The organism is Kitasatospora sp. NPDC051702, assembly GCF_040681575.1.
Taxonomy (GTDB): Bacteria; Actinomycetota; Actinomycetes; order Streptomycetales; family Streptomycetaceae; genus Kitasatospora.
Map to the genome: position 1 here is coordinate 43778 of NZ_JBFAZB010000014.1, position 24678 is coordinate 68455.

The 24678-nt window shown below is 74.5% G+C and carries 22 protein-coding genes; 10 read left to right on the forward strand and 12 right to left on the reverse strand.

The window, feature by feature from the left end; translation table 11 throughout:
- Positions 1-453 precede the first annotated feature (453 nt).
- Positions 454-1836, reverse strand: coding sequence for an FAD-dependent oxidoreductase (locus AB0N04_RS14705; protein WP_360213331.1), 1383 nt, complete (start codon positions 1834-1836; stop codon positions 454-456).
- Positions 1837-2053: 217 nt separating this feature from the next.
- Here AB0N04_RS14705 and AB0N04_RS14710 point away from each other — a divergent pair, with 217 nt between their 5' ends.
- Positions 2054-2416: a metalloregulator ArsR/SmtB family transcription factor gene (locus tag AB0N04_RS14710; protein WP_360213329.1), complete on the forward strand. Its 363-nt coding sequence runs from the start codon at positions 2054-2056 to the stop codon at positions 2414-2416.
- Positions 2417-2532: 116 nt separating this feature from the next.
- Positions 2533-3006: an N-acetyltransferase family protein gene (locus AB0N04_RS14715; RefSeq protein ID WP_360213377.1), complete on the forward strand. Its 474-nt coding sequence runs from the start codon at positions 2533-2535 to the stop codon at positions 3004-3006.
- Between the two features lie 28 nt (positions 3007-3034).
- On the opposite strand, the gene AB0N04_RS14720 is transcribed toward AB0N04_RS14715, so the two are convergent.
- The 3 genes from AB0N04_RS14720 to AB0N04_RS14730 form a co-directional block, all read right to left on the reverse strand.
- Complete coding sequence (locus AB0N04_RS14720) at positions 3035-3400, reverse strand: hypothetical protein (protein ID WP_360213327.1); 366 nt, start codon at positions 3398-3400, stop codon at positions 3035-3037.
- Positions 3397-4146, reverse strand: coding sequence for an MIP/aquaporin family protein (locus AB0N04_RS14725; protein WP_360213375.1), 750 nt, complete (start codon positions 4144-4146; stop codon positions 3397-3399). Before AB0N04_RS14725 ends, AB0N04_RS14720 begins: the two co-directional genes overlap by 4 nt.
- Positions 4147-4234: 88 nt before the next feature.
- Positions 4235-4546, reverse strand: coding sequence for a metalloregulator ArsR/SmtB family transcription factor (locus AB0N04_RS14730; RefSeq protein ID WP_360213325.1), 312 nt, complete (start codon positions 4544-4546; stop codon positions 4235-4237).
- A 239-nt stretch (positions 4547-4785) separates the two neighbouring features.
- Here AB0N04_RS14730 and AB0N04_RS14735 point away from each other — a divergent pair, with 239 nt between their 5' ends.
- Positions 4786-5217 (forward strand): arsenate reductase ArsC, encoded by a 432-nt coding sequence (locus AB0N04_RS14735; protein WP_360213323.1) that lies wholly within the window; start codon positions 4786-4788, stop codon positions 5215-5217.
- 349 nt (positions 5218-5566) lie between these two features.
- On the opposite strand, the gene AB0N04_RS14740 is transcribed toward AB0N04_RS14735, so the two are convergent.
- The 5 genes from AB0N04_RS14740 to AB0N04_RS14760 form a co-directional block, all read right to left on the reverse strand.
- Positions 5567-6427, reverse strand: coding sequence for a universal stress protein (locus tag AB0N04_RS14740; RefSeq protein WP_360213321.1), 861 nt, complete (start codon positions 6425-6427; stop codon positions 5567-5569).
- Between the two features lie 556 nt (positions 6428-6983).
- On the reverse strand, positions 6984-7637 hold the full coding sequence (locus tag AB0N04_RS14745; protein ID WP_360213319.1) for a DUF4389 domain-containing protein: 654 nt from the start codon (positions 7635-7637) through the stop codon (positions 6984-6986).
- Between the two features lie 118 nt (positions 7638-7755).
- On the reverse strand, positions 7756-8289 hold the full coding sequence (locus AB0N04_RS14750; protein WP_360213317.1) for a flavodoxin domain-containing protein: 534 nt from the start codon (positions 8287-8289) through the stop codon (positions 7756-7758).
- Between the two features lie 265 nt (positions 8290-8554).
- Complete coding sequence (locus AB0N04_RS14755; RefSeq protein WP_360213315.1) at positions 8555-11107, reverse strand: cation-translocating P-type ATPase; 2553 nt, start codon at positions 11105-11107, stop codon at positions 8555-8557.
- Between the two features lie 14 nt (positions 11108-11121).
- Positions 11122-11361 (reverse strand): DUF1918 domain-containing protein, encoded by a 240-nt coding sequence (locus AB0N04_RS14760; RefSeq protein ID WP_360213313.1) that lies wholly within the window; start codon positions 11359-11361, stop codon positions 11122-11124.
- Between the two features lie 401 nt (positions 11362-11762).
- Here AB0N04_RS14760 and AB0N04_RS14765 point away from each other — a divergent pair, with 401 nt between their 5' ends.
- Complete coding sequence (locus tag AB0N04_RS14765) at positions 11763-12380, forward strand: hypothetical protein (RefSeq protein WP_360213311.1); 618 nt, start codon at positions 11763-11765, stop codon at positions 12378-12380.
- A gap of 10 nt (positions 12381-12390) precedes the next feature.
- Here AB0N04_RS14765 and AB0N04_RS14770 read toward each other — a convergent pair whose 3' ends face one another.
- Positions 12391-14784, reverse strand: coding sequence for a glycosyl hydrolase family 65 protein (locus AB0N04_RS14770; protein ID WP_360213309.1), 2394 nt, complete (start codon positions 14782-14784; stop codon positions 12391-12393).
- Between the two features lie 223 nt (positions 14785-15007).
- Between AB0N04_RS14770 and AB0N04_RS14775 the strand changes: the two genes are divergently transcribed.
- Positions 15008-17731, forward strand: coding sequence for a GNAT family N-acetyltransferase (locus tag AB0N04_RS14775; protein WP_360213307.1), 2724 nt, complete (start codon positions 15008-15010; stop codon positions 17729-17731).
- 91 nt (positions 17732-17822) lie between these two features.
- Here the strand turns inward: AB0N04_RS14775 and AB0N04_RS14780 are convergent, their stop codons facing one another.
- Positions 17823-19259 (reverse strand): MBL fold metallo-hydrolase, encoded by a 1437-nt coding sequence (locus AB0N04_RS14780; RefSeq protein WP_360213305.1) that lies wholly within the window; start codon positions 19257-19259, stop codon positions 17823-17825.
- 157 nt (positions 19260-19416) lie between these two features.
- Between AB0N04_RS14780 and AB0N04_RS14785 the strand changes: the two genes are divergently transcribed.
- From AB0N04_RS14785 to AB0N04_RS14805, 5 genes are all read left to right on the forward strand, one after another.
- Positions 19417-20112: a CBS domain-containing protein gene (locus AB0N04_RS14785; RefSeq protein WP_360213303.1), complete on the forward strand. Its 696-nt coding sequence runs from the start codon at positions 19417-19419 to the stop codon at positions 20110-20112.
- 9 nt (positions 20113-20121) lie between these two features.
- Complete coding sequence (locus tag AB0N04_RS14790; RefSeq protein ID WP_360213301.1) at positions 20122-20724, forward strand: CBS domain-containing protein; 603 nt, start codon at positions 20122-20124, stop codon at positions 20722-20724.
- A 106-nt stretch (positions 20725-20830) separates the two neighbouring features.
- Positions 20831-21508 (forward strand): response regulator transcription factor, encoded by a 678-nt coding sequence (locus AB0N04_RS14795; protein WP_360213299.1) that lies wholly within the window; start codon positions 20831-20833, stop codon positions 21506-21508.
- Positions 21509-21632: 124 nt separating this feature from the next.
- Entirely contained in the window at positions 21633-21944 is a 312-nt protein-coding gene (locus AB0N04_RS14800; protein WP_360213297.1) for an SHOCT domain-containing protein, read from the forward strand.
- A 25-nt stretch (positions 21945-21969) separates the two neighbouring features.
- Positions 21970-22953: a nitroreductase family protein gene (locus AB0N04_RS14805; protein WP_360213295.1), complete on the forward strand. Its 984-nt coding sequence runs from the start codon at positions 21970-21972 to the stop codon at positions 22951-22953.
- Here AB0N04_RS14805 and AB0N04_RS14810 read toward each other — a convergent pair.
- On the reverse strand, positions 22950-24665 hold the full coding sequence (locus AB0N04_RS14810; protein ID WP_360213293.1) for a GAF domain-containing protein: 1716 nt from the start codon (positions 24663-24665) through the stop codon (positions 22950-22952). The two genes, AB0N04_RS14805 and AB0N04_RS14810, sit on opposite strands and share 4 nt — an antisense overlap.
- Positions 24666-24678: the final 13 nt, after the last annotated feature.

Genomic DNA, 24678 nt, shown 5'->3' on the forward strand with positions numbered 1-24678 from the left:
CCCGGACACCGGAGAAGAGAGAACACGGAGGAGGCACCCGAGATGAGGACCCCAGGCTTCAGCGCAGAGCAGTCCCTGGGAGATGCCGCGACCCCGTACCGGGCGTCGGCCCGCGGGGCGCACGGCCCGGGCAGCGTGTGGCCCGCCGGGCTGGACGTCCGCTGCCGGGTTCGGCGTCGCACAGGGTCCGTCCGCAGGGACTTCGCGGAGGCGACGACGGTGACCTGTGAACCGGGTTCGTCCTCGGTCTGCGAGGAGTACTGCGACCACGCGGGCGGCGGCATGTCCAGCAATCCTGACGGCTCCACCACCTGCACCGTCATGTAGCGGACACCCGGGCATTCAGCCCTCCGTCAACTCCTTCACGCGGCGCCCGGGATCACCCGCCGGCAACAGTGTTCCGCGGCCGGCCCCCCGATCCGGCCGCGACGTCGCCCGTCCCCGCAGGCGTGGTCAGCACCCGCCGCCGGTCGGGGAACAGGAGGATCCGGAGTCGGTGGCGCCGAGGGTGATCAGCTGCGGTGCGGCGGGCGCCGAGCAGCAGCCTGCGCCGTCCTGGGCCGCGGCGGGCTCGTCGAAGAGGCCGGCTCCGCCGCAGACCCCGGTCTCGGGGAGGGTGAGCTCGACACGGGCGGCTGCTTCCGCGTCGCCGGCGAGGGCCGCGGCGACCGAGCGGACCTGTTCGTAGCCGGTCATGGCGAGGAACGTGGGCGCGCGGCCGTAGGACTTCATGCCGACCAGGTACACGCCGTCCTCGGGGTGGGCCAGCTCGCTCGCGCCGTGCGGGTAGACCGTGCCGCAGGAATGCTGGTTGGGGTCGATCAGCGGGGCGAGGGCGACAGGGGCCTGGAGGCGTTCGTCGAGGCCGAGGCGGACCTCGGAGAGGAACGACAGGTCCGGACGCAGGCCGGTGAGGACGACGACCTGGTCCACCGGCTCGCTGCGGTGCCCGTCCTCGGAAACCAGGACCAGCCGGCCGTCCTCGGCCTCGACGGCGGCGGTGCGGAAGCCGGTCAGGGCGCTGGCGTGGCCGTCGTCGACGGCCTTCCTGGCGCGCAGGCCCAGCGCCCCGCGGGCGGGGAGCTGGTCGGCGTCGCCGCCGCCGTAGGTGTTGCCGGTGATGCCCCGGCGCAGCACCCACACCGCGTGGGTGCCGGGCTCGTCCTCGGCGAGGTCGGCGAGGTGGGCGAGAGCGGTGAACGCGGAGGCGCCGGTGCCGACGACCGCGGTGCGCCTGCCCGCGAAGCGCCCGCGCACGGTGGGGTCGGCCAGGTCGGGGATGCGGTAGGTGATGCGGCCGTTCGCTGCGCGTTCCCCGAGGGCGGGCAGGCCGTCGGCGCCGAGCGGGTTGGGGGTGGACCAGGTGCCGGAGGCGTCGACCACGGCGCGGGCGAGGATGCGCTCCTCGGATCCGCCGGTGCGCTCGACGTGGACGGTGAAGGGCTGCTCGGTGCGGCCCGAGTCGACGATGCGGTCGCGCCCGGCGCGGGCGACGCCGGTCACGCGGGCTCCGTAGTGCACGCGCTCGCCCAGGACGTCGGCGAGCGGTTGCAGGTACTGTTCGGCCCACTCGCCGCCCGACAGGTAGGCGGCCGCCTCGGGGTGGGTCCAGCCGGTGGGTGCGAGCAGCTTCTCGGCGGCGGGGTCGATCACCTCGGACCACGGCGAGAACAGGCGCACGTGCGACCAGGCACGCACTGCCGTACCCGCGCTCGGGCCGGCCTCCAGCACCAGGGGTTCGATGCCGCGCCCGGCGAGGTGGGCGGCGGCGGCCAGGCCGATGGGCCCGGCCCCGATGACGACGACGGGCAGCTGTTCGACGGCGGAGGCGTTCACGGTGGCCACTCCCTCTGATTCGACATTTGTCGATGTCCTGCTGTGCGGACAGCCTGGCACCTGTTTTGATAAACGTCAACATAGAAGAGTGTCGATGTCGCGGGCGACCGGCCGCCCGATACCCAGGGCAGTCGCCGACCCCCGCGAGCGAGGCGCGCGTTCGGATCACGGGTCCGCCGCCCTTCCGCAGTGATTCGGCGGGTGTAAATATTGACGCATGTCGAATACCGCGTCGCTGCCGTTGCTGGAGACCGATGAGGCTCCCCCGTGCTGCCCGCCGCTGACCTCCGCACCGCTGTCGGTGGAGGACTCGGTGCGGATGGCGGCGATGTTCAAGGCGCTCGCCGACCCGGTGCGGCTGCGGCTCTTCTCCCGGGTCGCCTCGCACGAAGGCGGCGAGGCGTGCGTGTGCGACATCCAGGACGTCGGCGTCTCCCAGCCCACCGTCTCCCACCACCTCAAGAAGCTGCGCGAGGCAGGCCTGCTCACGTCCGAGCGGCGGGGCACCTGGGTCTACTACCGCGTCGCCCCCTCCGTGCTCGCCGGCATGGCCGGCCTGCTCACCGCCGCCAGCCGCTGATCCGCCCGGCTCACCCGGCTCACCCCTGCGAACCGCCGCCGAGCAGCGTGCATCGACACTCCTTGCCGACCCCTGCGGAGGACTCCGTGCCCCAGGCCGCCATCACCGTCGTGCCGATGACCACCGCCCACGCCGGCCAGGTCCTGGCCATCCTCCAGGCCGGGATCGACGAGGGGAACGCCACCTTCGAGACCGAGGCCCCGACCTGGGAGGCGTTCGACACGGCCAGGCTGCCCGAGCACCGCCACGTCGCGCTGGACGGGGACGGCCGGGTACTGGGCTGGGTGGCCGCCTCACGGGTCTCGGAGCGGTGCGCGTACACCGGGGTGGTCGAGCACTCCGTCTACGTCCACCCCGAGGCGCGGGGCCGGGGCGTGGCGGGGCGGCTCCTCGGGGCGCTGATCCTCTCGACGGAGGCGGCCGGGATCTGGACGATCCAGTCCGGCGTGTTCCCCGAGAACACCGCCAGCCTCGCCCTCCACGCGAAGGCCGGGTTCCGGGTGATCGGCACCCGCGAACGCATCGGGCGCCACCGTGGCATCTGGCGGGACGTCCTGCTGATCGAGCGCCGCAGCCCGGCGGTCGGCTGACGCCGCTGCACAGTGGTGCGGCGAGAGGTCAGCGGCGCGCTGCCGTGCCGAGGCCGGCCAGGGCGAGGACCATCCAGGCGGCGAGGTAGGCGAAGGCCGCGCTCGGGGACACGGCGGTCCACAGGATGCCGGCGACGGTGGAGGCCGCGAGGTTGCCGAGGGACTGGGCGGTGGCGAGCAGGCCGAGGGCGGAGCCGCGCAGGTCCTTCGGGGCGAGTGCGGCGACGCCCGCGGCCAGCACCAGGACCGGGCGACGCGCACCGAGGCGGTCGGCGATCCGCCCTGCGGGAACGGAGGCCAGGGCCGGTCCGGCGTGCCGCAGGTGGTGACCGGCGGCGAGGACTGCCCGGCCCGCGCCGACGACGAGGACCTGGACACGCCGGACCCCGGTCACTTCGACCCGGAGGTGCGGCGGTGGGTGAAGATCAGCGCCGCCAGGGCCAGGCCGACGGCGCCGCCGATCAGCTGCATGCCGATGAAGCTCGGCACCGAGCTCGGGGCGATCCCGGCGAAGGTGTCGGTGAACGCGCGGCCGATCGTCACGGCGGGGTTGGCGAAGGAGGTGGAGGAGGTGAACCAGTAGGCGGCGCCGATGTAGGAGGCGACGGCGACCGGGGCGAAGCGCAGGTGCTCGGTCCTGGCCAGGCCGAAGATCAGCAGGACCAGTCCGGCGGTGGCGACGACCTCGCCGAGCAGTAGGTGCCCGGCCGAGCGGTCGTGCGTGGACCAGTTCACCAACTGCTCGCCGAACATGGCGTCCGCGAGGATCGCCCCGGCGATCGCACCCACGATCTGTGCGGGAACGTACGCGGCGACCTCGCGCAGCCCAAGACCCTGGGGGTCCTTGCGACCGCTCCACCACTCGGCGAGCGTGACGACGGGGTTGAAGTGCGCCCCGGAGACCGGGCCGAGCAGCAGGATCAGGACGCCGAGGCCGAAGACGGTGGCCAGGGAATTGGCGAGTAGCTGCAGGCCGACGTCCTGGGTGAGCTCGGTGGCCTGGATGCCGGAGCCGACCACGACGGCGACCAGGGCGGCGGTGCCGACCAGCTCGGCCGCCACCCGGTTCGGCAGCGGAACAGCGGGCGGCTCGGCCGCCAGGGGCTCGGCATCGGTGGCGTCGGGTCTGGCGTCGCCCATGGCGCTCAACAGGTGCTCCTCGTGCAGGGGCGGGGTGGGACCGCCGGGGTTGGGGCCGGGGTGATTCAGCAGGATCGGCCGGGGTGGCTCAACAGGATCGCTTGCGGTTGTTCGCGGCGGCTTCGCGGGCGGTGGCGGCCAGCCCTGCGAACTCCGCGGCGACGGCTTCCAGGGCGTCGGCGCGGAGCTTGTAGTAGGTGAAGCGTCCGCAGGGCTCGGTGTCGACGAGCCCTGCGTCGCGCAGGATCCTCAGGTGGTTCGACAGGTTCGTCTGCCTGGCGCCGGTCTCCTCGACCAGGTGCGTCGTGCACAGGGCCTCGCCCGCGAGGAGCGAGACGATCCGCATCCTCAGCGGGTCGGCGAGCGCCTTCATTACGTCACTGTCGACTGATGTCACCATGGGCTGATACGTTACCCGTGTCGGGCCCGCCGAGCGAGCCCCCGTCCCGGCGACCGGGGGCGGACGCCCGTGTGTCCCTGCACCACGCGTCTCCGCCCGCCTCCGGCCGGGAGAAGGAGCGCGCGATCCGCGGCCGGACCCCGCCGATGCCCTCCTCGCCGAACTCGCCCCCGGCGAGCCGAAACAGCCACCGGCCCGTCCCACTGCGGGCACCGCGCAACCGAAGGACACCCCCCACCATGACCACCCCGCCGACGGCCTCCGTGCTGTTCGTCTGCATCCACAACGCCGGCCGCTCCCAGATGGCCGCGGGCTTCCTCACCCACCTCGCCGGCGGCCGCGTCGAGGTCCGCTCCGCCGGCTCCGCGCCCGGCAACCAGGTCAACCCCTCCGCCGTCGCCGCGATGGCCGAGCTCGGCATCGACATCTCCGACCAGAAGCCGAAGATCCTCACCACCGAGGCCGTCCAGGCGTCCGACTACGTCATCACCATGGGCTGCGGCGACGCCTGCCCCTACTTCCCCGGCAAGAAGTACCTCGACTGGAGGCTGGACGACCCGGCCGGCCAGGGCGTGGAGGCCGTGCGCCCCATCCGCGACGAGATCAGGGGCCTCATCGAAGGCCTGATCGCCGAGATCGACGCCGAGGCAGCCGCCGGCCGGGAGAGCTGACCGCCACGGCCGGCACCGCTCGGACCGGGCGGCGGCGGTGCGGTCGAGGAGCGGGTGGTCCTGGCGGTTGAGGGCGGCGTCGTGGCCGAAGTAGGCGGGGGCGGCGGTCTGGCCGCCGGTGACGATGCGGACGAAGGTGTCCTGGTCCATCGGCGCGCAGGCGTAGTCGGTGGCGCGCTCGCGGCCGATGGTGGAGCGGCGGTCGGTGGAGGTGCGGCCGAGCGACGCCTCAAGGCTTCCTGCTGCGCGAGCCCCTGGGAGCGGCCCATCGGGACACGTCCGGGGGTCCGAAGGCCCCGGGGCGGGGCGCGGTTGGTCCCGGCCCCGGGGCGGGGACGGCGACCGTGGTTCAAACGTGCGGCACGACCGCGACCGGGCTGTGCGCGTGGTGGAGGACCGCGTGGGCCACCGGCCCGAGCCGGGGCACGGCGATCGGGTGCCGGGGCGCGCGTCGGCCGAGCACCACCAGCGACGCGCTGCGGGAGGCCTCCACCAGTGTCCGGCTCGCGTTCCAGGCACAGACCTCCACCTGCGTGCGGACCTCGGGGTACTTCTCCCGCCAGCGCGCCAGCGCGTCCCGGAGCCGTACCTCCGCGGCCGCCCGGAGCGACTCCGTGATCTGCCGGTCGTCCAACGGGGCCTCCGTCACGTACGGGACCCGGGACGGGCGGCGGCTCTCCACCGCCCGCAGCGCGGCACCGCTGTCGGCCGCGTACCGGAAGGCGAAGTCGAGCACGGCGTCGCACGGCCGGTCGCCTTCCACACCGACCACGACATCGCCGGGCGATCCGCCCCGTCCGTCCGCGCCCGCGCGGACCAGCACCACGGGGCAGTCGGCGTGTGCGGCGGTGCGCAGCCCGACCGATCCGACCAGCAGGCCGGTGAAGCCGCCGAGCCCCCGGGACCCGAGGACCAGCAGGGGAGCCCGCCGGCCTGCGGCAGTGAGCGCGGGCGCGGGGTGCCCGGGCAGGACCTCGCAGGTGACCGCCAGATCGGGCAGTGCGGCGGTGAGCCGGTCGCGGATCGCGGCCACAGGCTCCGGTACGCCGCCGATGCCGTCGAGCTCGCGGCCGAGGGCGTCGGCCTCGGTGCCCACGACGTGGACCAACCGCAGTCCGTGGCCGCTGCGGCGGGCTTCGGCGGCGGCCCACCCGGCCGCCGCCGCGCTCGCTTCCGAGCCGTCGATCCCGACCACCACGTTGTGCGCCATCTCGGTGACCTCCCCGGTCGTGGGCCGTCCGCGGCACCGGTGTGCGCGGTCCGGCCGGCGACCAGCGTCCCGCTGAGCCCGGGCCCGCCACAGGGGCCGAGTAGCCCCGCTCCGGTGCCGAAGGTCCCGGCGTTGCCGGGGCGGGATGCGGCGGAGGCCCGTCCGGAGTTCGCCGTCGTCTGAGGCAATCCGGCGCGTCGGCCGAGGCGAAGAGGGTGTCGGTGGGTGGCGAGGTGGGGCGGTCCCGGATGCCGCAACTGCGTCTGGACGAGCTGCTGGAGGAACTCCAGGCGCGGATCGACGCCGCGCGGGGCACCCGGGACCGGGTGCACACCCTGCTGGAGGTGGTCGTGCCGGAGCGGTGGTGAGCGCCAAGACCTTCGCCGCCACGGGCAACTCCTGGCCCGCCCGGGGACTCATCACCCGGCTGCCCGGACGGGCGGTGGCCGTGCTGGTCACCACCGAGGTCGCGACGGCCTGTGGCACACCCGTCGTGGCGTTCCGCCGCCGGGTCGATCGTCGGCGCGCGTCCGGAGGGCGCAACCGCGGGGCTGGGTCACGCTGGGCCCCCGCCCGGTTCCTCGCCGCCGAGGTCGAGGCGGAAGGGCGGGTACTCGTCGGTCATCAGTGCCACGTAGGCGGCGACCCGGAGCACCCAGCGGTTGAGGCCGATGACCAGGTCGAACAGGTCGCGGGGATAGCTTCCGGTGAAGGCGAGGGCGACGGCGGAGATCAGCACCAGCAGTCCGACGAGCCCCGTCTCGGTCCAGCCGGCGTGCCCGCTGCCGAGGAAGACGCCGATCACCAGGTAGTGGGGAATCGCGAGCAGCCACCACTTCACCAGGACCAGGCCGCGGGACAGCCGTTCGGGGTAGGCCACGTCGAGGCGGGTCGGGTAGTCGGGTTCCTCGCGCAGGCTGAACGGTGGGTAGCGGTCGGTGCCCAGCGCGCCGTACGCGTAGTAGGAGACGCGCCAGCTCCAGCGCAGCACCCCGAGGTTGAAGTCGAACAGGGCGCGTGGGTAGCGCTCGGTGAAGAGGATCGCGAAGAAGGCGACCACGCTCACCAGGACGAAGGCGATCCACAGGAAGAACAGCACGACGAAGTGCGGGATCACCAGGAGCCACTTCACCAGCCACAGCCAACGGGACAGCGGCAGGTCCGGAACCGCGGTGAGCCGGACCGGGCGGTAGGCGGCGGATGTGGACATGACGGCCACTCCTTCCTGGCCGTAGTGCGGGGCCGAGCGCCACGCCGGGGCCTGCGGGTGGCGGTGGCGCGCGGCGGTCGGTGCCGGGGACGTGAGCCGAGGTCTTCCGGTCTGGCGCTCAGACCAGGCGGGCGCCCCAGGCGCGGGCGCGGTCGAGTTCGCCGGTGCGGACCGGGCCGTCGGCGCCCTCGACGATGAAGCCCTCGGGTTCGGCGACCACGTCGTAGTGGTGGTGGGAGAGCCGGTGGGCGATGCCCTCGGCGGCGCCGCCGCTACCGGGTGTGGCGCCGCGGGTGTCGAACGCGGCGGCGTGGGTACCGGGTTCGGTCTTGGGGAGGTCGTGGAACCAGTGGCGCAGGCCCGGGCCCTCTGCGGTCTCCCGGGCTTCGGCGGCGGCCTCCTCGCGGCCCTCCTTCTTCGACTCGGCGGCGACCGCCATCCGGCGGCTCAGCCCGGAGGACATGCCGCGCATGTGGGTCGGGCCGCCGACCACCAGCAGGTCCGCGGTGCGGGTCGTCTCGGCGTCGGCCTCGGCCACCGGGAGACAGTCGACGGCCGCGGAGGGGTCGGCCTCGTGCACGCCCTCGGCGATGGCCTCGGCGATCTCGCGGGTGTTGCCGTACATGCTCTCGTACACGATCACGGTGTGCATCGCTTCCACCTTTCCTCACCTCCAGGCTCGCACCGGGCGGACCGTCCGGACTCGGGCCGTTCGGCCCCAGCGGGCCGCCGGACGGTCCGCTCCAGCGGCGCCGGACCACGGCGGCCGGGCAGCGGCCGCGCTGGATCGCGGGCGCGCCACCAGGCCGAGGCGGGCGCGCGGGGCGGCGGGGCGGCGTGGACTCCAGCCCTCCCGCGGGTGCGAGTGGGCCGTCATCGGCTGGTACAGGCCGGTGACCAGGAGGTTCGACATGGTGTCAGAGAGTCTGCTTCCGGAGCCGGGCCGCCGCGAGCCCGGCGAGCCCGGCGACGGCGGGCGCCGCGAGGTCGCTCCAGGACAGGGGTTGGGTGCCGAGCACGTCGCGCAGGAAGGGCACGTACAGGGCGGCGGCGCCGAGTGCGGCGGAAGCGAGCACGGAAGCGGGGAGGAAGGGGTTCGCGCGGGTCAGCAGCCGCTCGCGCAGGCCCAGCACGGTGCCGAGCTGGGCGGCCAGGAGTGCGAGGAACAGGACGCTCTGCCACGGGCGTCCGCCGTCACGCGCCCAGACCGCGGCGCCGAGGGCGGCTGCCGCGACGACGAGGCCGAGCAGCAGCACCCGCTGCCACACGCCGGCGCCCAGGATGTGCTGGTGCGGGGGGCGAGGCGGCCGGGACATGGCGCCCGGGGAGACCGGCTCGGCCCCCATGGCGACGCCGGTGAGTCCGTGGGTGAGCAGGTTGATCCAGAGGATCTGGCCCGCCCGCAGCGGCAGTGCCAGGCCGAACAGCGGACCGGCCAGCATCACCAGGATCTCCGCCGCGCCGCCGGCCAGTCCGTACACGAGGAAGCGGCGGATGTTGTCGTAGACCCGCCGCCCCTCCTCCACCGCGCTCACCACGGTGGCGAGTTCGTCGTCGGCGAGGACCAGGTCGGCGGCCTGGCGGGCGACCTCGGAACCGCGGCGGCCCATGGCGACGCCGATGTCCGCCTGGCGCAGGGCCGGGCCGTCGTTGACGCCGTCCCCGGTCATCGCGGTGACGGCGCCCCGGGCACGCCAGGCCTGGACGATGTCGAGCTTCTGGCGTGGGTCGGTACGGGCGAACACCCGGGTGCGGGTCGGGTCGGTGACCGCGCCGGTGGCGAGGGGCTGCCCGGTGGCCACGGCCTCAGGCCCGGCAGATGGTTCCAGGAGGCCGATCCGGACGGCCAAGGCGCGGGCGGTGGCCGGGTGGTCGCCGGTGACCAGGATCGGGAGGATACCGGCGCGGCGGCAGGCGGCGAGGGTGCCGGCAGCCGACGGCTTGGGCGGGTCGGCCAGGGCGGTCAGACCGAGGAGCCGCAGTCCGTGCTCGGCTTCCCCGGGAGGGTCGGGCAGGTGGTCGAGCCGCCGGTCGGCCACGGCGAGCACCCGGAAGCCCTCGGCGGCGAGACCGGCGGCCGCGTGCCGGGCCCGCTCCAGCAGCTCCGGGGGCTCGGCCAGGACGGCGGGGTCCAGGACGGCCTCCGGGGCGCCCTTGAGGCAGAGCAGCGGAGCGCCGTCGGGCCTGCGGTGGACGGTGCTCATCCGCTTGCGGCTGCTGTCGAACGGCGTCTCGGCGACCCGGGGCAGGTCCGCCCGCAGCCGCTCGTGGTCCAGGCCCGCCTTGCCGGCGGCCGTCAGCAGGGCGGCCTCGGTGGGATCGCCGAGCGCCCGCCACTCGCCGTCCCCGTCGGCCGGCGGGTGCAGGGCGGCGTCGTTGCAGAGGGCGGTGGCGGTGAGCAGGGCCCGCACCTCGCCGTCCGGAGCCCCGTCGAGGTGGACCTCACCGGTCGGCCCGTACCCGAGGCCGGTCACGGTGGCGGCCGAATGCGGCGTCCAGAGACGTTCGACCACCATCCGGCCCTGGGTGAGGGTGCCGGTCTTGTCCGTCGCCAGCACGGTGACCGAGCCGAGCGTCTCCACGGCGGGCAGCCGCCGGACGACGGCGTGGCGGGCGGCCATCCGGCGCGCGCCCAGGGCGAGCGCGAGCGTGACGACCGCGGGCAGGGACTCCGGAACGGCGGCGACGGCCAGGCTGATCGCCGCCACCGCCATCTCGCCGGGAGGCTGGTGCCGGAGCAGGCCGAGCAGGAAGACCACCGCGCACGGGCCGACGGCCACAGCGGCCAGGATCCGTCCGAGGCCGGCCAGCCGCCGCTGGAGCGGCGTGGGTTCGGGCCGGGGCCGCAAGAGTGCGGCGATCCGGCCCAGTGCGCTCTCCGAACCGGTGGCGGTGACCACGGCGAGGGCGCGGCCGCGCAGCACGACCGTCCCGGCCCGCACCGTGCCGTCGCTCGGGCGCCCGGCCCCGACCGCCTTCGCCACGGGGAGGGACTCGCCGGTCAGCATCGATTCGTCGAGCAACAGGGCCGCGGCCTCGGTCAGCAGGGCGTCCGCCGGCACGATGTCGCCCTCGGCGAGCGCCACCACGTCGCCCGGCACCACCTCGGTCGAGGGCACCGTCCGTTGCCCGCCGTCGCGCAGGACCCGAGTGACGGGGGAGGAGAGCCGGGACAACGCCGCGACGGCGCTCTCGGCACGTACCTCCTGGGCGACGCCGACGGCCGTGTTGACCGTGACCACCAGCGCGATGACCACCGCGTCGGGTCGGTCGCCGATGGCGAGCGTCAGCGCCACGGCCGCGAGCAGCACCGTGATCAGGGGGTCGCGCAGCTGGGCGGAGACCCGGGCCCACAGCGGCACGCGGCGGTCGGCCGTGATCTCGTTCGGGCCGTGTTCGGCGAGTCGCCGTGCGGCCTCGGTAGTAGTCAGGCCGGAGACGGTGTCGGAGCCACGGGTGGAGAGGGGCACGGCGGAGGCGCCCGTCAGTCGGCGAAGAGGTGCAGGGCTGGCGGCGCGGGCGCGGAGGTGTCCTCGTGCTCGAAGTGGTGGATCCGAGCGTCCGGACCGGGGAAGTACTCGGTCACCCGGCCGTCGTCGGACCAGCGCACGTCGTACGGCGGGCTGCCGTCCGGGTGGTGCAGCCCGACGATCTCGCCGTCCCTGCGGGCCGCGCCCGGCCTGGTGCCCTGGACGATGATGCGGTCTCCCACGGCGGCTCTCATGCCGGCCTCCCTGGTTCGGTGCGGGGGCCGGGGGCGGCCCGGCCGTCCGTACCTCCAGGGGACCACCGCCTGCGGAGTGGGTCAGGGGCCGGATGGCCCCTGACCCGGGACCGTTCGGCCCCGGCGGTCGGTCTGCGGAGGACTCCGACGTCGTCGCGGGGCAACTCGCCGGAGCGGCCACAGCCGGGACGGGCGCGCGCCGCTCGCCCGGTCGTCCGTCCGGTTCCCGTGCTGCCCCGTGGTCGGCGGCGGTTCCCCGGCCGCCCGGCTGGGGACGAGTGAGCCCGCGGTGAGGGACCCTTCGGGCCCGGCACCAGGGCCGTCAGGCCCTCGGCCGACGAACGCGGGCCCGGAAGACTGATCCACGAGAGCCATGCCACCCCGGCCCGGAGGAGGCGGTCATGTCCGTCGCAGCCACCCCGCACAGGCAACCGGCCTCCCGCACGACCCTGCGGCAGCATGTCCGCCGGGCCGCCGGCCTGGACCGCAATCCGCTCTGCCGCCCGTTCGACCGGGCGTACAGCCGCCTGGTGACCGGGCTGGCCGTGACGGTCCTCGCCACGTTCGTCGTGGCGGCGGTCGCGGCACTGGCGGTGTTCCGCGCGGAGGCGCACACCGCGGAGCAGACCGCCCGGCACCGGCACACCGTCACCGCCGTCACCACGGGGCCGGCGCTGTCGGACGGCCTGCGGGCGGGCAGCTCGCAGGCGCACGCCCCGGCCGGTTGGACGTACCCGGCCGGCCCCGGAACCGGAAGCATTCCGGTCCCGGTCGGTACCCCCGCCGGGGCGGCGGTCCCGATCCGGCTCGACGACGCCGGAATGCCGGCCGGTGAGCCCAAGGGGACCGAGCGGATCCTGTCGGACAGCGTCGTGATCGGACTCGGCACGGTCGCCGTGCTCGGGTTGACGGTGGAGGGTGCCTTCGTACTGCGGCGCCACCGGCTGGAGCGGCTGGCGGAGGCGGACTGGGAGTCGGCCTGGGAGCAGGTCGAACCGCGCTGGTCCGGGCGTCGGTGAGGGGGCGCGTTCACAGGTGGAAACGGCGGGTCTCGCCCGGCCGGATCACGGCCTGCGTGCCGCGCAGACGGATCGCCACCGGCTCCTGGCGGTCCTCGCGCAGGCTCACCGTGACCGACTGGTGGTCGACGGCGACCCTGAGCCCCCAGTGGCCCCGGTAGCGCAGGTCCAGCTCCAGCCGGCCGAGCGCGGACGGCAGGTGCGGGTCGAGCCAGAGGGCGTCCTCGCGGACCTCCAGACCGGTGTAGCAGCGCTGCAGCAGGTCCACCGCGCCCGCCATGGCACCCAGGTGAACGCCCTCCGCCGTGGTGCCGCGTTGGCTGTCGCGCAGGTCGGCCACCAGGGAGTCGCGGAAGAACCGCCAGGAGGCCCGGCGGTCGGAGCGGGTGAGCACCCAGGCGTGCACCACCGAGCTGAGCGTCGAGCCGTGGACGGTGCGCCGCAGGTAGTAGTCGGCCGTCCGGCGCAGCAGCTCGTGCCCGGCGGGACGCCCGAGCCGGCGCAGCAGGTCGCGGACCTCACGGGCGGAGAACAGGAACCAGAGCATCAGCACGTCGGCCTGCTTGGACGCCTTGTACCGGTTGACCGTGTCGCCCTCGGCCTCCAGGATCCGGTCCAGGCGGCGCAGGTCGGGGTAGCGGCGCCGGTAGGCCGTCCAGTCGAGCTCGTCGAGCCGTTCGTAGCCCGCGAACTGGCTGAGGACGCCCTCGTGGACGGGGACGTACAGGTGCCGCCCGACCTCCCGCCAGCGGTCCAGCTCCAGGGCGTCGAGGGCGAGGCGCTCGCGCAGCTCGTCGCGGCGGTAGGCGGGCAGGACGTCCAGGGCGTCCTGGGCCCGCGCCAGCACCCAGGAGGCGAGCACGTTGGTGTACGCGTTGTCGTCCAGGCCCGGCCGGTCCTCCCAGGGGTAGGCGTCGTGGTACTCGTCGGGTCCGAGCACACCGCGGATCGACCAGTGTCCGAGGCTCCGGTCGTAGGTGGCGGCGGAGGACCAGAACCGGGCGATCTCCAGCAGCGTCTCGGCGCCGGCCGAGGCGAGGAAGTCCCGGTCCCCGGTGGCCTGGTAGTACTGCCAGACGTTGTAGGCGACCGCCGAGCCGACGTGGCGCTGGAGGTGGCTGTGGTCGGGCAGCCAACGGCCGGACAACGGGTTGAGGTGCAGCTGCTGGGACTCCTCCCGGCCGTCGCCGGCGCTCTGCCACGGGTACATCGCCCCGTGCAGCCCGACCTCGTGGGCCTCCCGGCGGGCGGCGTCCAGCCGGCGGTGGCGGTAGCGGAGCACGGCGCGGGCGAGTTCGGGGAAGCGGAGGTTGAGCAGCCGCAGGACGAACAACTCGTCCCAGAAGACGTGGCCGCGGTAGGCCTCCCCGTGCAGCCCGCGGGCCGGGATGCCGACGTCGAGGTCGACGGAGTGCTCGGAGTACGTCTGGAGCAGGTGGAACAGGTTCAGGTGCAGCGGGGCGATGCCGTCGAAGTCGGCCTCGATCCGGCAGCGGCGCCACAACTCCGACCAGCGCAGGGCGTGTTCGGACAGCAGCTCCTCGAAGGGCCCGGCCTCGGCGGCGAGCAGCCGGGCGGCGCGCAGCGGGGTCTCGATCGCCCGGTCGCGTGAGGTGTACAGCGCCACGGTCTTCTCGACCGTGACCGGCCGGCCGCACTCGGCGTCCACGGTGAGGAGGTGGGCCGTCCAGCCCTCGCGGCACTCGGTGGCCGCCTGCGCTCGGTCCGAACGCGTCCGGGCGGAAAGGGCGATCCGTAGCGGAGAGTTCGCCGCGCCGACCTCCATCCAGAGCAGCCCGTCCTCGTCCACCCCCTGCCCGACCGGGGTGAGGTGGCGCTCGGTGAGCCCTCGGTAACGGTGCACGCCGGTGTTGGCGACCCGGCCGTCCAGACCCGAGCGGACCTCCAGCCGACCGGACCAGTTCTCCGGGGTGAACGTGCTTTCCAGGGCGAGGAGGTGCGGGCGGGACTGGCTGGCGAGGCGGCGCTGCACCAACCGGGTCCGCCGCCCCTGGCCGTCGACCACGAGCGCCGTTCGGGTCAGCACGCCCCGGCGCAGGTCCAGCTCCAGGGTCTGTTCGGCGGGCGGGCCGGCGAACCGGACGCCGCCGGACGGGCGGAAGGTCAGCGGCAGCCAGTTCGGGCAGTTGACCAGGTCCTCGTTGCTCACCACCCGCCCCGAGACCGTCGACTCCGCGCGGTCGTAGCAGCCGGCCAGGTACGTCCCCGGGTAGTGGACGCCGTCGGCGACCGACTCGGGTGCGGCGCCCCGGGTGACCACGTAGCCGTTGCCGACCGCGCACAGGGCCTCCCGCAGCCCCTCCTCGGCGGGGTCGAAGCCCCGGTAGCGGAGGGTCCACGGGTCCGGCATGACCGGATAGCCCTCTGTGGTGTGCGCTGCCACCTCACCACCTCCGTGCCGACCGGCCTGCCTCCCAGTCTGCGCACCGCGCCGCCGGGCCGCGCGTCGCCACGTCCAGCCCGCTGTCCGGTCGGTGTGTTTCCGGGGCCGTCGAGCGCGGCTGCCGCAGGACCGGAGCCCCCTGGCTGGGCCGGTCGGCCCTCCCGGAACGAAGGGTGGGAGCGGAAGCTGAAGGGGAGAACGGCGACGGCCGAGGAGATCCGCCATGTCCACCGTGCAGCAGCCGCACAGCACCGCCGAGGCCCTGCTGGCCGACGGCACCACCGTCGAGATCCGTCCGCTCGGCCCCGACGATCACCGAGCGGTCCTCGACCTGCACACGGCCGGGATGTCCGAGGAGAGCCGTCGGATGCGGTTCTTCGGGGTCAGCCGCAACGCACCCGAGCAGGCCGCCGACCGGTTGTGCGGGCCTCCGCGGTCCGGCCTGCTGGGGTTCGGGGCCTGGGCGGGGGAGGAACTGGTCGGCGAGGCGGACTGCGAGGTGCTGGACGAGCCCCCGGAGACGGCGGAGCTGGCACTCGTGGTGGCCGATCGCTGGCACGGCCGGGGCGCGGCCACTCTGCTGCTGGAGCACCTGGTGCACGCTGCCCGGCAGCGCGGGATCCGCTTCTTCGAGGCCGACATGCTGTTCGGCAACCGGGCCGTCCACCGGGTCTTCGCCGACCTGGGGCTGCCGGTCGAGCGCCGCTACGCGCAGGGCGAGGTGAGGATCCGGGTGCCGCTGGACGAGCGTGACGAGCGGTACCGCTCGGCCGTGGATGAACGCGGCCGCCGTGCCGATGTCGCGAGTCTGGCGGGGCTGCTGCAGCCGGCCTCCGTCGCGGTGGTGGGGGTGTCCCGGCGGTCGGGCTCGGTGGGGCGCACCGTCCTCGCGAGGATCCGGCGGGCCGGCTTCGCGGGCGAGGTGTGGGCGGTCAACCCGCGCGCCGGGGAGATCGACGGCCGGCCCGCATTCCCATCCGTCCGCGCGCTGCCCGCCGTGCCGGACCTCGTCGTGCTGGCCGTACCCGCCGGCGCCGTCCCGGAGGTGGCCGAGGAGTGCGGCGCCGTCGGGGTGCGCGCGCTGGTGGTGCTCACCTCCGGGCTCGATGCGCACCAGGCCCGCGGGCTGATGAGGGCCTGCCGCCGGCACAGCATGCGCGTGGTCGGGCCGAACAGCCTGGGCATGGCCCAGACCGATCCGGCCGTCCGGCTGGACGCCGAGTTCGGCGGCGCGTTCCCCAGGCCCGGCAGCGCCGGGATCGCCGTGCAGAGCGGTGGCGTGGGGATCGCCCTGCTCCAGCGGCTGGCCTGGCTGGGCATCGGGGTGTCGAGCTTCGTCTCGCTCGGCGACAAGTACGACGTCAGCGGAAACGACCTGCTCCAGTGGTGGGAGGCCGACGACCGCACCGACCTCGCGCTGCTGCACCTGGAGTCCTTCGGCAGCCCGCGCGCCTTCGGCCGCACCGCCCGCCGGGTGACCCGGACGATCCCGGTGCTGACCGTGGACGCCGGACGTTCCACCGCCGGCCGCCGGGGCGCGGCCTCGCACACCGCGGCCGCCGCCACGCCGACCGTCACCCGGGAGGCGCTGTTCCGGCAGGCCGGCATCACGGCTACGCGAAGCATCGATGAACTCGTCGAGGCCGCCGCCCTGTTGCACGCCCAGCCGCTGCCCGCTCCGCGGGGTGCGGTCGCCGTGGTGTCGAACGCCGGCGGCATCGGCATCCTGGCCGCGGACGCCTGCGCCGATGCCGGGCTACTCCTGCCGGAACTCCCGGTAGGCCTCGCTGACCTGCTGCCACCCGGTGCCTCCGTGCGCAACCCGGTGGACACCACGGCGGCGGTGACCCCGGTCGAACTCACCCACCTCCTCAGGGCATTGGAGCGTGAGCCGGGCATCGACGCGATCCTGGTGTGCCTGGTGCCGACGGCGCTCGGCGTCACCCCCGACCGCGATCCGGTGTACGCCCTGCTCGAGGGGCCGGCCCGGCGCCGCATCCCGATCGCCGCCGTCCTGCTCGACCAGCAGGTGCCCGTGTGCTACCGGACGTGCGCCGACGGGGGCGTGCTGCCGGTCTACTCGGACAGCGTCGCTGCGGCACGTGCCCTCGGTCACGCCCGGGACCGCGCCCGGTGGCTCGCCGAACCGGCCTCCGCCGAGGCGGACCCGCCCGACTGCGACCGGCGCACTGCGGGCAGCCTGGTCGACCGCTACCTCGCCGTCCACCCCGAGGGCGGCTGGCTCGATCCGCTGTCGACCGCAGACCTGCTGGAGGCCTACGGGCTGCCGTTGATCACCTCGGTGTGGGCACGCGACGAGCACGCGGCGGTCGCAGCCGCGAGGGGGCTGCGCCGGCTCGGGCACGAGGGGAGGGCGGCGCTGAAGGCGTACTGGCCCGGTCAGGTGCACAAGAGCGCGCTGGGCGCCGTCCGCACCGGTCTCGCCACCGATGCCGAAGTGCGCTCCGTGTACCGGGAGTTCGCTCGGCGGTTCGGCGCGGAGTTGGCCGGAGCCGTGGTCCAGCCGATGGCCGCGCCCGGCATCGAGCTCCTCGCGGGCGTCGTCCAGGACCAGGTCTTCGGCCCGCTCATCGTGCTCGGGATGGGCGGCACCGCCGCGGATGTCCTGGCCGACCGGGCGGCCCGGCTCGCCCCGCTGAGCGAGCGCGACCTGACCACCATGGTCACCGAGCTCCGTTGCGCGGCGCTGCTGTCGGGAACCGGCGGGGCACCGCCCGCGGACCTCGCCGCGGTCCGGTCCGTCCTCGCCCGGCTGTCCCGGCTCGCCGAGGACTTCCCGGAGGTCGTCGAGGCCGACCTCAACCCGGTCATCGTCCGCCCGGACGGCGCCGTCTGCGTGGACGCCCGGGTCCGCCTGGAACGCCGGCCGTCCTTCGACCCCTACCTGCGGCGGCTACGGCGCCCGGCGGTCGCCGAGGGGGAGTGACCACCGCGAAGCAGGGCGTCCGGCATGCCTCGCGACACCTTCCCGCCCTCCGATCCTGCCCGACCGCCCGGCCTCCGTACGTCGGCTCGGGTCAGCGGACGAGCACCCGCTCGCCCGAACGCGGCACCACGGCCGTCCAGCCGAGTTCGCGGTCGATCCGGTCCCGCAGCGCCTCCGAGCCCTCGGGCTCGCCGTGGACGAGGTAGACCGCGCTGGGCGGTGGTGCCGGGCGCAGCCATTCGACGATCTCGGCGGCGTCGGCGTGCGCGGAGAATGCGGGCACGTTCACGACCTCGGCACGCACCGGGACGTAGGTGCCGTACATCTTCAGGGCGCGGGAACCGTCGACCAGGTCCCGGGCGCGGGTGCCGGCGGCGGCGTAGCCCACCACGACGACGGTGTTGCGGGCGTCCGGGAGCAGGCGGGCGAGGTGGTGGACGACGCGGCCGCCGGTGGCCATGCCGGAGGCGGAGACGATGACGGCGGGTCCGTGCGCGTGCTGCAGGCCGAGTGATTCCTGGAGGGAGCGGATCAGGGTGAACGGCTGCGGGTCCAGGGCACTCGGGCCCTGGGCGACGATGTCGGGGCGCAGCTGGGCGGAGCCGTCGGCGAAGGCCTCCCGGTAGATCTGCAGGGTGGCCAGCGCCATCGGGCTGTCCACGTAGACGGGGACGTCGGCCGGTAGTCGGCCGGTGCGTCGAAGCTCGGTGAGCTGGTGCAGCACGACCTCGGTGCGGTCGACGGCGAAGGACGGGATCACGACGGTGCCGCCGCGAGCCAGGGTGCGTTCCAGCGCTTGGGCGAACCACTCGCGTGCGGCGGTCTCCTCGTGGTGCCGGTTTCCGTAGGTGGATTCCATGAGCAGCACGTCGGCGCCGGTGAACGGCTCGGGCGGGCGTAGCAGCGGGTGGACTGGGCGGCCGAGGTCGCCGCTGGCGGCGAGGGTGTGGCCGTCCTCCAGGGTCAGGTGGGCCCAGGCGGAGCCGAGGATGTGCCCGGCCCGGTGCAGGCGGAGCACGGTGCCGGCGGTGACCTCCACGTCGGTGTCCAGCGGGACGGGGTCGAACATGCGCAGCGCGTTCTCGACGTCCTTGTCGTCGTAGAGCGGCTGGGCCGGACGGTGCTTGGACCAGCCGTGTTCGTTGGCGTGGTCGGCCTCCTCCTGCTGCAGGTGGGCACTGTCGCGCAGGATCAGTTCGGCGATGCGCGCGGTGTCGGGGGTGGTGAGGACCGGTCCGCGGAAACCGTCGCGGACGAGTCGGGGAAGGTACCCGCAGTGGTCCAGGTGGGCGTGGGTGAGTACGACGGCCTGGACGTCGGCGGGGTCCAGGGGGAGCGGGCGCCGGTTGCGGCGGCGCAGCTCGGCCAGGCCCTGGAACAGGCCGCAGTCGATCATCAGGCGGGCGCGGTCGGTCTCGACCAGGAACTTGCTGCCGGTGACGGTGCCCACGCCGCCGAGGAACGTCAGCAGGCCCGGCCGGGGCTTCGGTCGGCGTTCGCCGGTGGCCGTCGTGATGTCCGTCGCCATGGCCGCCTCCAGCGGGACTCGGGGTCCCATCGTCCCGCCGTTCGGCAGTGTTGTCCTGGGCCGAACCGTACCCGGCGGCATGGACCGTCCGGCCCTGTCCGGCGCCCTCCGACGAGCGGACATTGGAGGCGGGACCACCTCAGGAGGAGTGAGGACGATGCAGCACCGCAGCGTCAACGACGTGATGACCCACGAGGTCGTCACCGCCAGGCCCGACACGGCGTTCAAGGAGGTCGCGGCACTGTTCCACCGCAACGACATCACCGCGATCCCGGTGATCGACGATCAGGGCCGGCCGCTGGGCATGGTGTCCGAGGCCGACCTGCTCCGCAAGGAGGCCGTGCTGCCGGATCCGGAGGGTCGTTTTCCGGGCCGCTGGCTGGACGCGAAGGACCGTGCCCGCGCGGAGGCCGAGACCGCCGGCGGGCTGATGACCAGCCCCGCCGTCACCGCCCGCCCAGGCTGGTCGGTTCCCGAGGCCGCCCGGGCCATGGACAAGCACAAGGTCAAGCGTCTGCCCGTGGTGGACGAGGTGGGCCGTCTGGTCGGCATCGTCAGCCGCCGCGACCTGCTGGAGGTCTTCCTGCGCCACGACGCGGCCATCCGGGACGAGATCGCCCACGACGTGCTCGGCCAGACCCTCTGGCTCGCCCCGGGGGACGTCCAGGTGGCGGTCGACGACGGCGTGGTCACCCTGAGGGGGCGGCTGCCGCGCCGGAGCCTGATCCCGATCGCCGAGCAGCTCTGCCGCGGAGTGGACGGAGTGGTCGCGGTCCACCACACCCTCGACTGGACCGAGGACGACACCGACCCAGCCGTGGAACACCCCCGCGCCTACCGCGCGGCGTCCTAGGAGGCCACCGTGATCAACGCACCGAGCACCGTCGCCGACGTGATGACCCACGCGGTCGTGGCCGTGGGCCGCGACGCGGACTTCCGCGAGATCGCCGACACCCTGCAGCGCTGGCGGGTCAGCGCGGTCCCCGTGCTGACCGGCGACGGCCGGGTGGTCGGAGTGGTCTCCGAGGCCGACCTGCTCACCGCCCGGGACGGCGACGGCGAGCGGGCCGACGCCCTGACGGCCGGGCGGATGATGTCCGTCCCGGCGGTCACCGTGCACCCCGGCAGCCCGATCAACGAAGCGGCGCGGGCGATGGCCCGCGGCCACCTCAAGCGGCTGCCGGTCGTGGACGACGAGGACTACCTGGTGGGCATCGTCAGTCGGGGCGACCTGCTGAAGGTCTACCTCGACGACGACCGCGAGCTCGCCGACCGGGTCCGCTTCGAGCTGGTCGCCACCCTCGGTCCGGCCGCCGCCGTGAACACCGACGTCCGCTCCGAGAACGGCCGGATCACCCTGTCCGGCGACCTGCCCGACGCCCTCTCCGCGCCGGTCCTGGCACGGCTGGTGCGTTCCGTCCCGGGCGTCGTGGGCGTCGAACTACGGCTCGCCGCGGCGGCCTGAGCAGACCGGTCGCCGCCGAACCGCGCGGCCGACCGCGGTGCGCGGGCAGGTCCGGGCGCGCAGAATCGGTGATGTCGCCGCCCGCGCACACCCAGGGAGCCAGGACATGGACACGCCCCAGCCCGTACGGGTGTTCCTGCTGGACGACCACGAGGTGGTCCGGCGCGGTGTCCGTGACCTGCTGGAGGCCGAGCCCGACATCGAGGTCGTCGGCGAGGCGGGCACCTGCGCGCAGGCCATCGCCCGGGTACCGGCGCTGCGCCCGGACGTCGCCGTCCTCGACGTCCGCCTGCCGGACGGCGACGGCGTCACCGTCTGCCGGGAGCTCCGCGACCGGATGCCCGACCTGGTCTGTCTCATGCTGACCTCCTTCGACGACGACGACGCCCTGCTCGACGCGATCATGGCCGGCGCGGCCGGCTACGTGCTGAAGCAGGTCAAGGGCGCGGACCTGGTGAGCGCGGTACGGACGGTGGCCTCCGGCCAGTCGATGCTCGATCCCGCTACCACCCGCAAGCTGATGGAGAGCCTGCGCCACCACGAGGAGAGCGAGGCGGACGCGGCCCTCGCCGGTCTCACACCGCGTGAACGGGAGATCCTCGCCCTCGTCGGCGAGGGGAAGACCAACCGCCAGATCGGCCAGGAGCTGTACCTCGCCGAGAAGACCGTGAAGAACCACGTCTCGCGCCTGCTCGCCAAGCTCGGCGTCGAACGACGCCTCCAGGCCGCCGTCCTCGCCGCCCACGCGGAGCAGCCCGAGCACCACCACCAGCGCCCGCAGTGAGCGCCGCGATCACGGCCGTCGGACCCCGGCGATCGGACCGATAGGCCCAAGCGCGGATCCGGGACCGGGCCGCACGGTGGAGGTGAGGCAGCAGCAGCCTCACCCACCGGCCGAGGAGCCCGTGATGATGTACTGGAACGATCATGGAATGAACGGCTGGGGCATCGGCCTGATGACCGTGAGCATGCTGCTCTTCTGGGCGCTCCTGGCCGTCGGTGTGGTCGCCCTGGTCAGGTACGTCGGTCGCACGACCCAGCACCACCCCACGGCCCCGCCGCCCACCGGCGCCACCGACCGGCCCACCCCGGACCGGCCCACCCCGGACCGTCCCACCCCCGAACAGGTCCTCGCCGAGCGGCTGGCCCGCGGCGAGATCGACCCCGACGAGTACCGGCAGCGCCTGGGCGTCCTGCGCGGCGGGCCGGGCTCCGGCTGACCACGCCCCGTCCCCGGAGAGCGCCATGACCACCCTCACCCTCGACGCCGCCGCACTGGAGAAGCTCGTCTCCGCGGCGGTCGCCGCGCCCTCGATCCACAACAGCCAGCCCTGGCGGTTCAGACTCCAGCCCGACACCTCGACGCTGGAGGTCCGTGCCGCCCGCGAACGGGCCGTCCCGGCCGCCGACCCCCGGGGCCGGGCGATGCACATCTCCGTCGGAGCGGCCGTCCTCAACCTGCGGATCGCCGCCCGCCACCTCGGCTGGGCCCCCGACGTGCGGCTGCTCCCCGACCCGGCCGAGCCGGACCTGTTCGCCGCCGTCGGCCTCGACACCCCGGCTTCGGCGGCGCTGCCCGGCACGGAGGAGCTCTACGAGGCGATCTGGCACCGCCACTCCGTCCGCACGCCCTTCACCGACGAACCCCTCGCGCCGGCGGTACTCGACCACCTCGTGGCGGTCGCCCGAACGGAGGACACCACCCTCCGGCTGCCCGACCACGAGGAGACGGCCCGGTTGCTCCACCTCACCGCGGAGGCCGAACGCCGCAACACCACCGACGAGGCCCAGCGGACGGAGAGTCGGGCCTGGATCCGCAGCGGGAACGTGCCGCCCTACGGCATCCCGGCCGGTGCGCTCGGCCCCCAGGACCGCATGGGTCAGCTGCCCATGCGGGACTTCGCCGCCATCCGCCCCGCCGAACACCGGACGCCCGCCACCTTCGAACACGAGCCGCGCATCGCCGTGCTCACGACGGAACGCGACACCCCGACGGACTGGCTGCGCGCCGGGATCGGCCTGGAACACGTCCTGCTCGCCGCCACCGTCCACGGCGTCCGCGCCTCCCTGCTCCACCAGGCGATGGAGTGGCCCCACCTGCGCTGGGAGACCCGCGATCCGCGCCGACCCCCCGGCTACGTCCAGATGCTGATCCGCCTGGGTTACGGTCCCGAGGGCGCCCCCACGCCCCGTCTGCCCGCCGGGGACGTCCTGGAGGGGGAGGCCTAGGGTTTCGGCAGCGGCACCCGCCACTCCAGTGCGGTGCCGCCCTCCGGGCGGCGGCGGGCGGTGAAGGTGCCGCCCAGAGCGGCGGCGCGGTCGGCCAGGTTGGCCAGGCCGCTGCGGCGGCCTCCTTCGGGAAGGCCGACGCCGTCGTCCGTGACGGCGACGACCAGCTCGGGTCCGGCGGTGACCGACACGCCGACCGCACCGGCCTGCGCGTGGCGGGCGGCGTTGGACAGGGCCTCCTCCAGGACGGCGACGGCGGCGTCGGCGATGTCGGCGGGGACGGTGACGTCGATCAGGCCGGTCATCCGCAGGGCCGGGGCGAAGCCGAGGGCGCGGGCGGCGCGTTCGGCCACCTCGACGAGCCGGGCCCGAAGGCCGGCCGCCGCCGGGCCCGACTCGCGCAGGCGCAGGCCGAAGATGGTGGCGCGGATGGTCTTGGCGGTCTCGTCCAGGTCGTCGATCGCCCGCAGGACCCGATCGGTGGCCTCGGGGTGCTCGATGAAGCGCGTGGCGCCCTGGAGGGTCATCCCGGTGGCGAAGAGGCGCTGGACGGCCAGGTCGTGCAGGTCACGGGCGATCCGGTCGCGTTCCCGCAGCAGGGTGATCTGCTCGGAGTCCCGGCGGTGCTCGGCGAGCTCCATCGCCACCGCCGCCTGGCCGGCGAAGCCCAGCAGCGGCCCGGACTCCCCCTCTTCGAACAGCGGTGCGCCCGCCGCCCGGGCCAGCATCAGCACACCGCGGATCCCGCGTTCGGAGGTGCCGATGGGTACCGCGACCGCGGGCCCCAGGCCCTGCCAGCGCGGTGGGCCGACGGTGATCCTGGGGTCCTTCCGGACGTCGGGACTCACCACGAGCCCGCCGGTGCGCGCGGCCGCGCCGACGAACGAGCCCTCCACCGGGAGCACCAGCCCGCGGTGCTGCTGCGCGCCGAGACCGACCGCGATCCGCACCTCCAGCTCACCGGTGTCCGCGAGCGGCAGAGCGACGACGGCGAGATCCGCGCCGGCGATCTCGGTGGCCCGGGCGAGCAGCAGGTCCAGCACCTCCTGCTCCCCGCTTCCGGAGAGCAGGCTGCGGGTGATCTCGGCGTTCGCCTCCAGCCAGCGTTGCCGCTGCCGGGCCCGGGCGTAGAGCCGGGCGTTGTCGATCGCAACGCCGGCGGCGACGGCCAGGGTCGCGAGCACCGACTCGTCCTCGGCGTCGAACTCGGCGCCGCCGCGCTTCTCGGTGAGGTAGAGGTTGCCGAAGACCCTGTCCCGGATCCGGATCGGCACGCCCAGGAAGGTGCTCATCGGCGGGTGGTTGGCCGGGAAGCCGTAGGACGCGGGGTGCTCGGAGATCCGCGCGAGCCGCAGCGGCTCGGGGTGGCGGATCAGCTCACCCAGCACCCCGTGGCCGGACGGCAGCGAGCCGATCAGCCTGACCTGGCCGTCGGTGACGCCGACCGGGATGAACTGCGAGAGCCGCTGGTCCTCGCCGATCACGCCGAGTGCGCCGTACTCGGCGTCCACCAGGGTGACCGCCGCCTCCACGATGTGCCGCAGCACCTGGGCCAGCTCCAGATCACGGCCCACCGCGAGCACGGCCTCCAACAGGCTGTGCACCCGGTCGCGGGTACCCCGGGCTGCGTCCAACCGGCCCTGGAGCTCGTCCAGGAGCTCGTCCAGCCGCAGCTTCGGCACTGGGGCGGACTGCTCCGCATCGCTGCCCAAGGAATCCTCCGTG

What these genes read in the sequence shown, in the direction of transcription:
- AB0N04_RS14710 (WP_360213329.1), top strand. Translation starts at nt 2,054, where the DNA reads ATGTCGAATACCGCGTCGCTGCCGTTGCTGGAGACCGATGAGGCTCCC.
- AB0N04_RS14715 (WP_360213377.1), top strand. Translation starts at nt 2,533, where the DNA reads ATGACCACCGCCCACGCCGGCCAGGTCCTGGCCATCCTCCAGGCCGGG.
- AB0N04_RS14725 (WP_360213375.1), bottom strand. Translation starts at nt 4,146, where the DNA reads ATGGGCGACGCCAGACCCGACGCCACCGATGCCGAGCCCCTGGCGGCC.
- AB0N04_RS14730 (WP_360213325.1), bottom strand. Translation starts at nt 4,546, where the DNA reads ATGGTGACATCAGTCGACAGTGACGTAATGAAGGCGCTCGCCGACCCG.
- AB0N04_RS14735 (WP_360213323.1), top strand. Translation starts at nt 4,786, where the DNA reads ATGACCACCCCGCCGACGGCCTCCGTGCTGTTCGTCTGCATCCACAAC.
- AB0N04_RS14740 (WP_360213321.1), bottom strand. Translation starts at nt 6,427, where the DNA reads ATGGCGCACAACGTGGTGGTCGGGATCGACGGCTCGGAAGCGAGCGCG.
- AB0N04_RS14745 (WP_360213319.1), bottom strand. Translation starts at nt 7,637, where the DNA reads ATGTCCACATCCGCCGCCTACCGCCCGGTCCGGCTCACCGCGGTTCCG.
- AB0N04_RS14750 (WP_360213317.1), bottom strand. Translation starts at nt 8,289, where the DNA reads ATGCACACCGTGATCGTGTACGAGAGCATGTACGGCAACACCCGCGAG.
- AB0N04_RS14760 (WP_360213313.1), bottom strand. Translation starts at nt 11,361, where the DNA reads ATGAGAGCCGCCGTGGGAGACCGCATCATCGTCCAGGGCACCAGGCCG.
- AB0N04_RS14765 (WP_360213311.1), top strand. Translation starts at nt 11,763, where the DNA reads ATGTCCGTCGCAGCCACCCCGCACAGGCAACCGGCCTCCCGCACGACC.
- AB0N04_RS14775 (WP_360213307.1), top strand. Translation starts at nt 15,008, where the DNA reads ATGTCCACCGTGCAGCAGCCGCACAGCACCGCCGAGGCCCTGCTGGCC.
- AB0N04_RS14780 (WP_360213305.1), bottom strand. Translation starts at nt 19,259, where the DNA reads ATGGCGACGGACATCACGACGGCCACCGGCGAACGCCGACCGAAGCCC.
- AB0N04_RS14785 (WP_360213303.1), top strand. Translation starts at nt 19,417, where the DNA reads ATGCAGCACCGCAGCGTCAACGACGTGATGACCCACGAGGTCGTCACC.
- AB0N04_RS14795 (WP_360213299.1), top strand. Translation starts at nt 20,831, where the DNA reads ATGGACACGCCCCAGCCCGTACGGGTGTTCCTGCTGGACGACCACGAG.
- AB0N04_RS14800 (WP_360213297.1), top strand. Translation starts at nt 21,633, where the DNA reads ATGATGTACTGGAACGATCATGGAATGAACGGCTGGGGCATCGGCCTG.
- AB0N04_RS14805 (WP_360213295.1), top strand. Translation starts at nt 21,970, where the DNA reads ATGACCACCCTCACCCTCGACGCCGCCGCACTGGAGAAGCTCGTCTCC.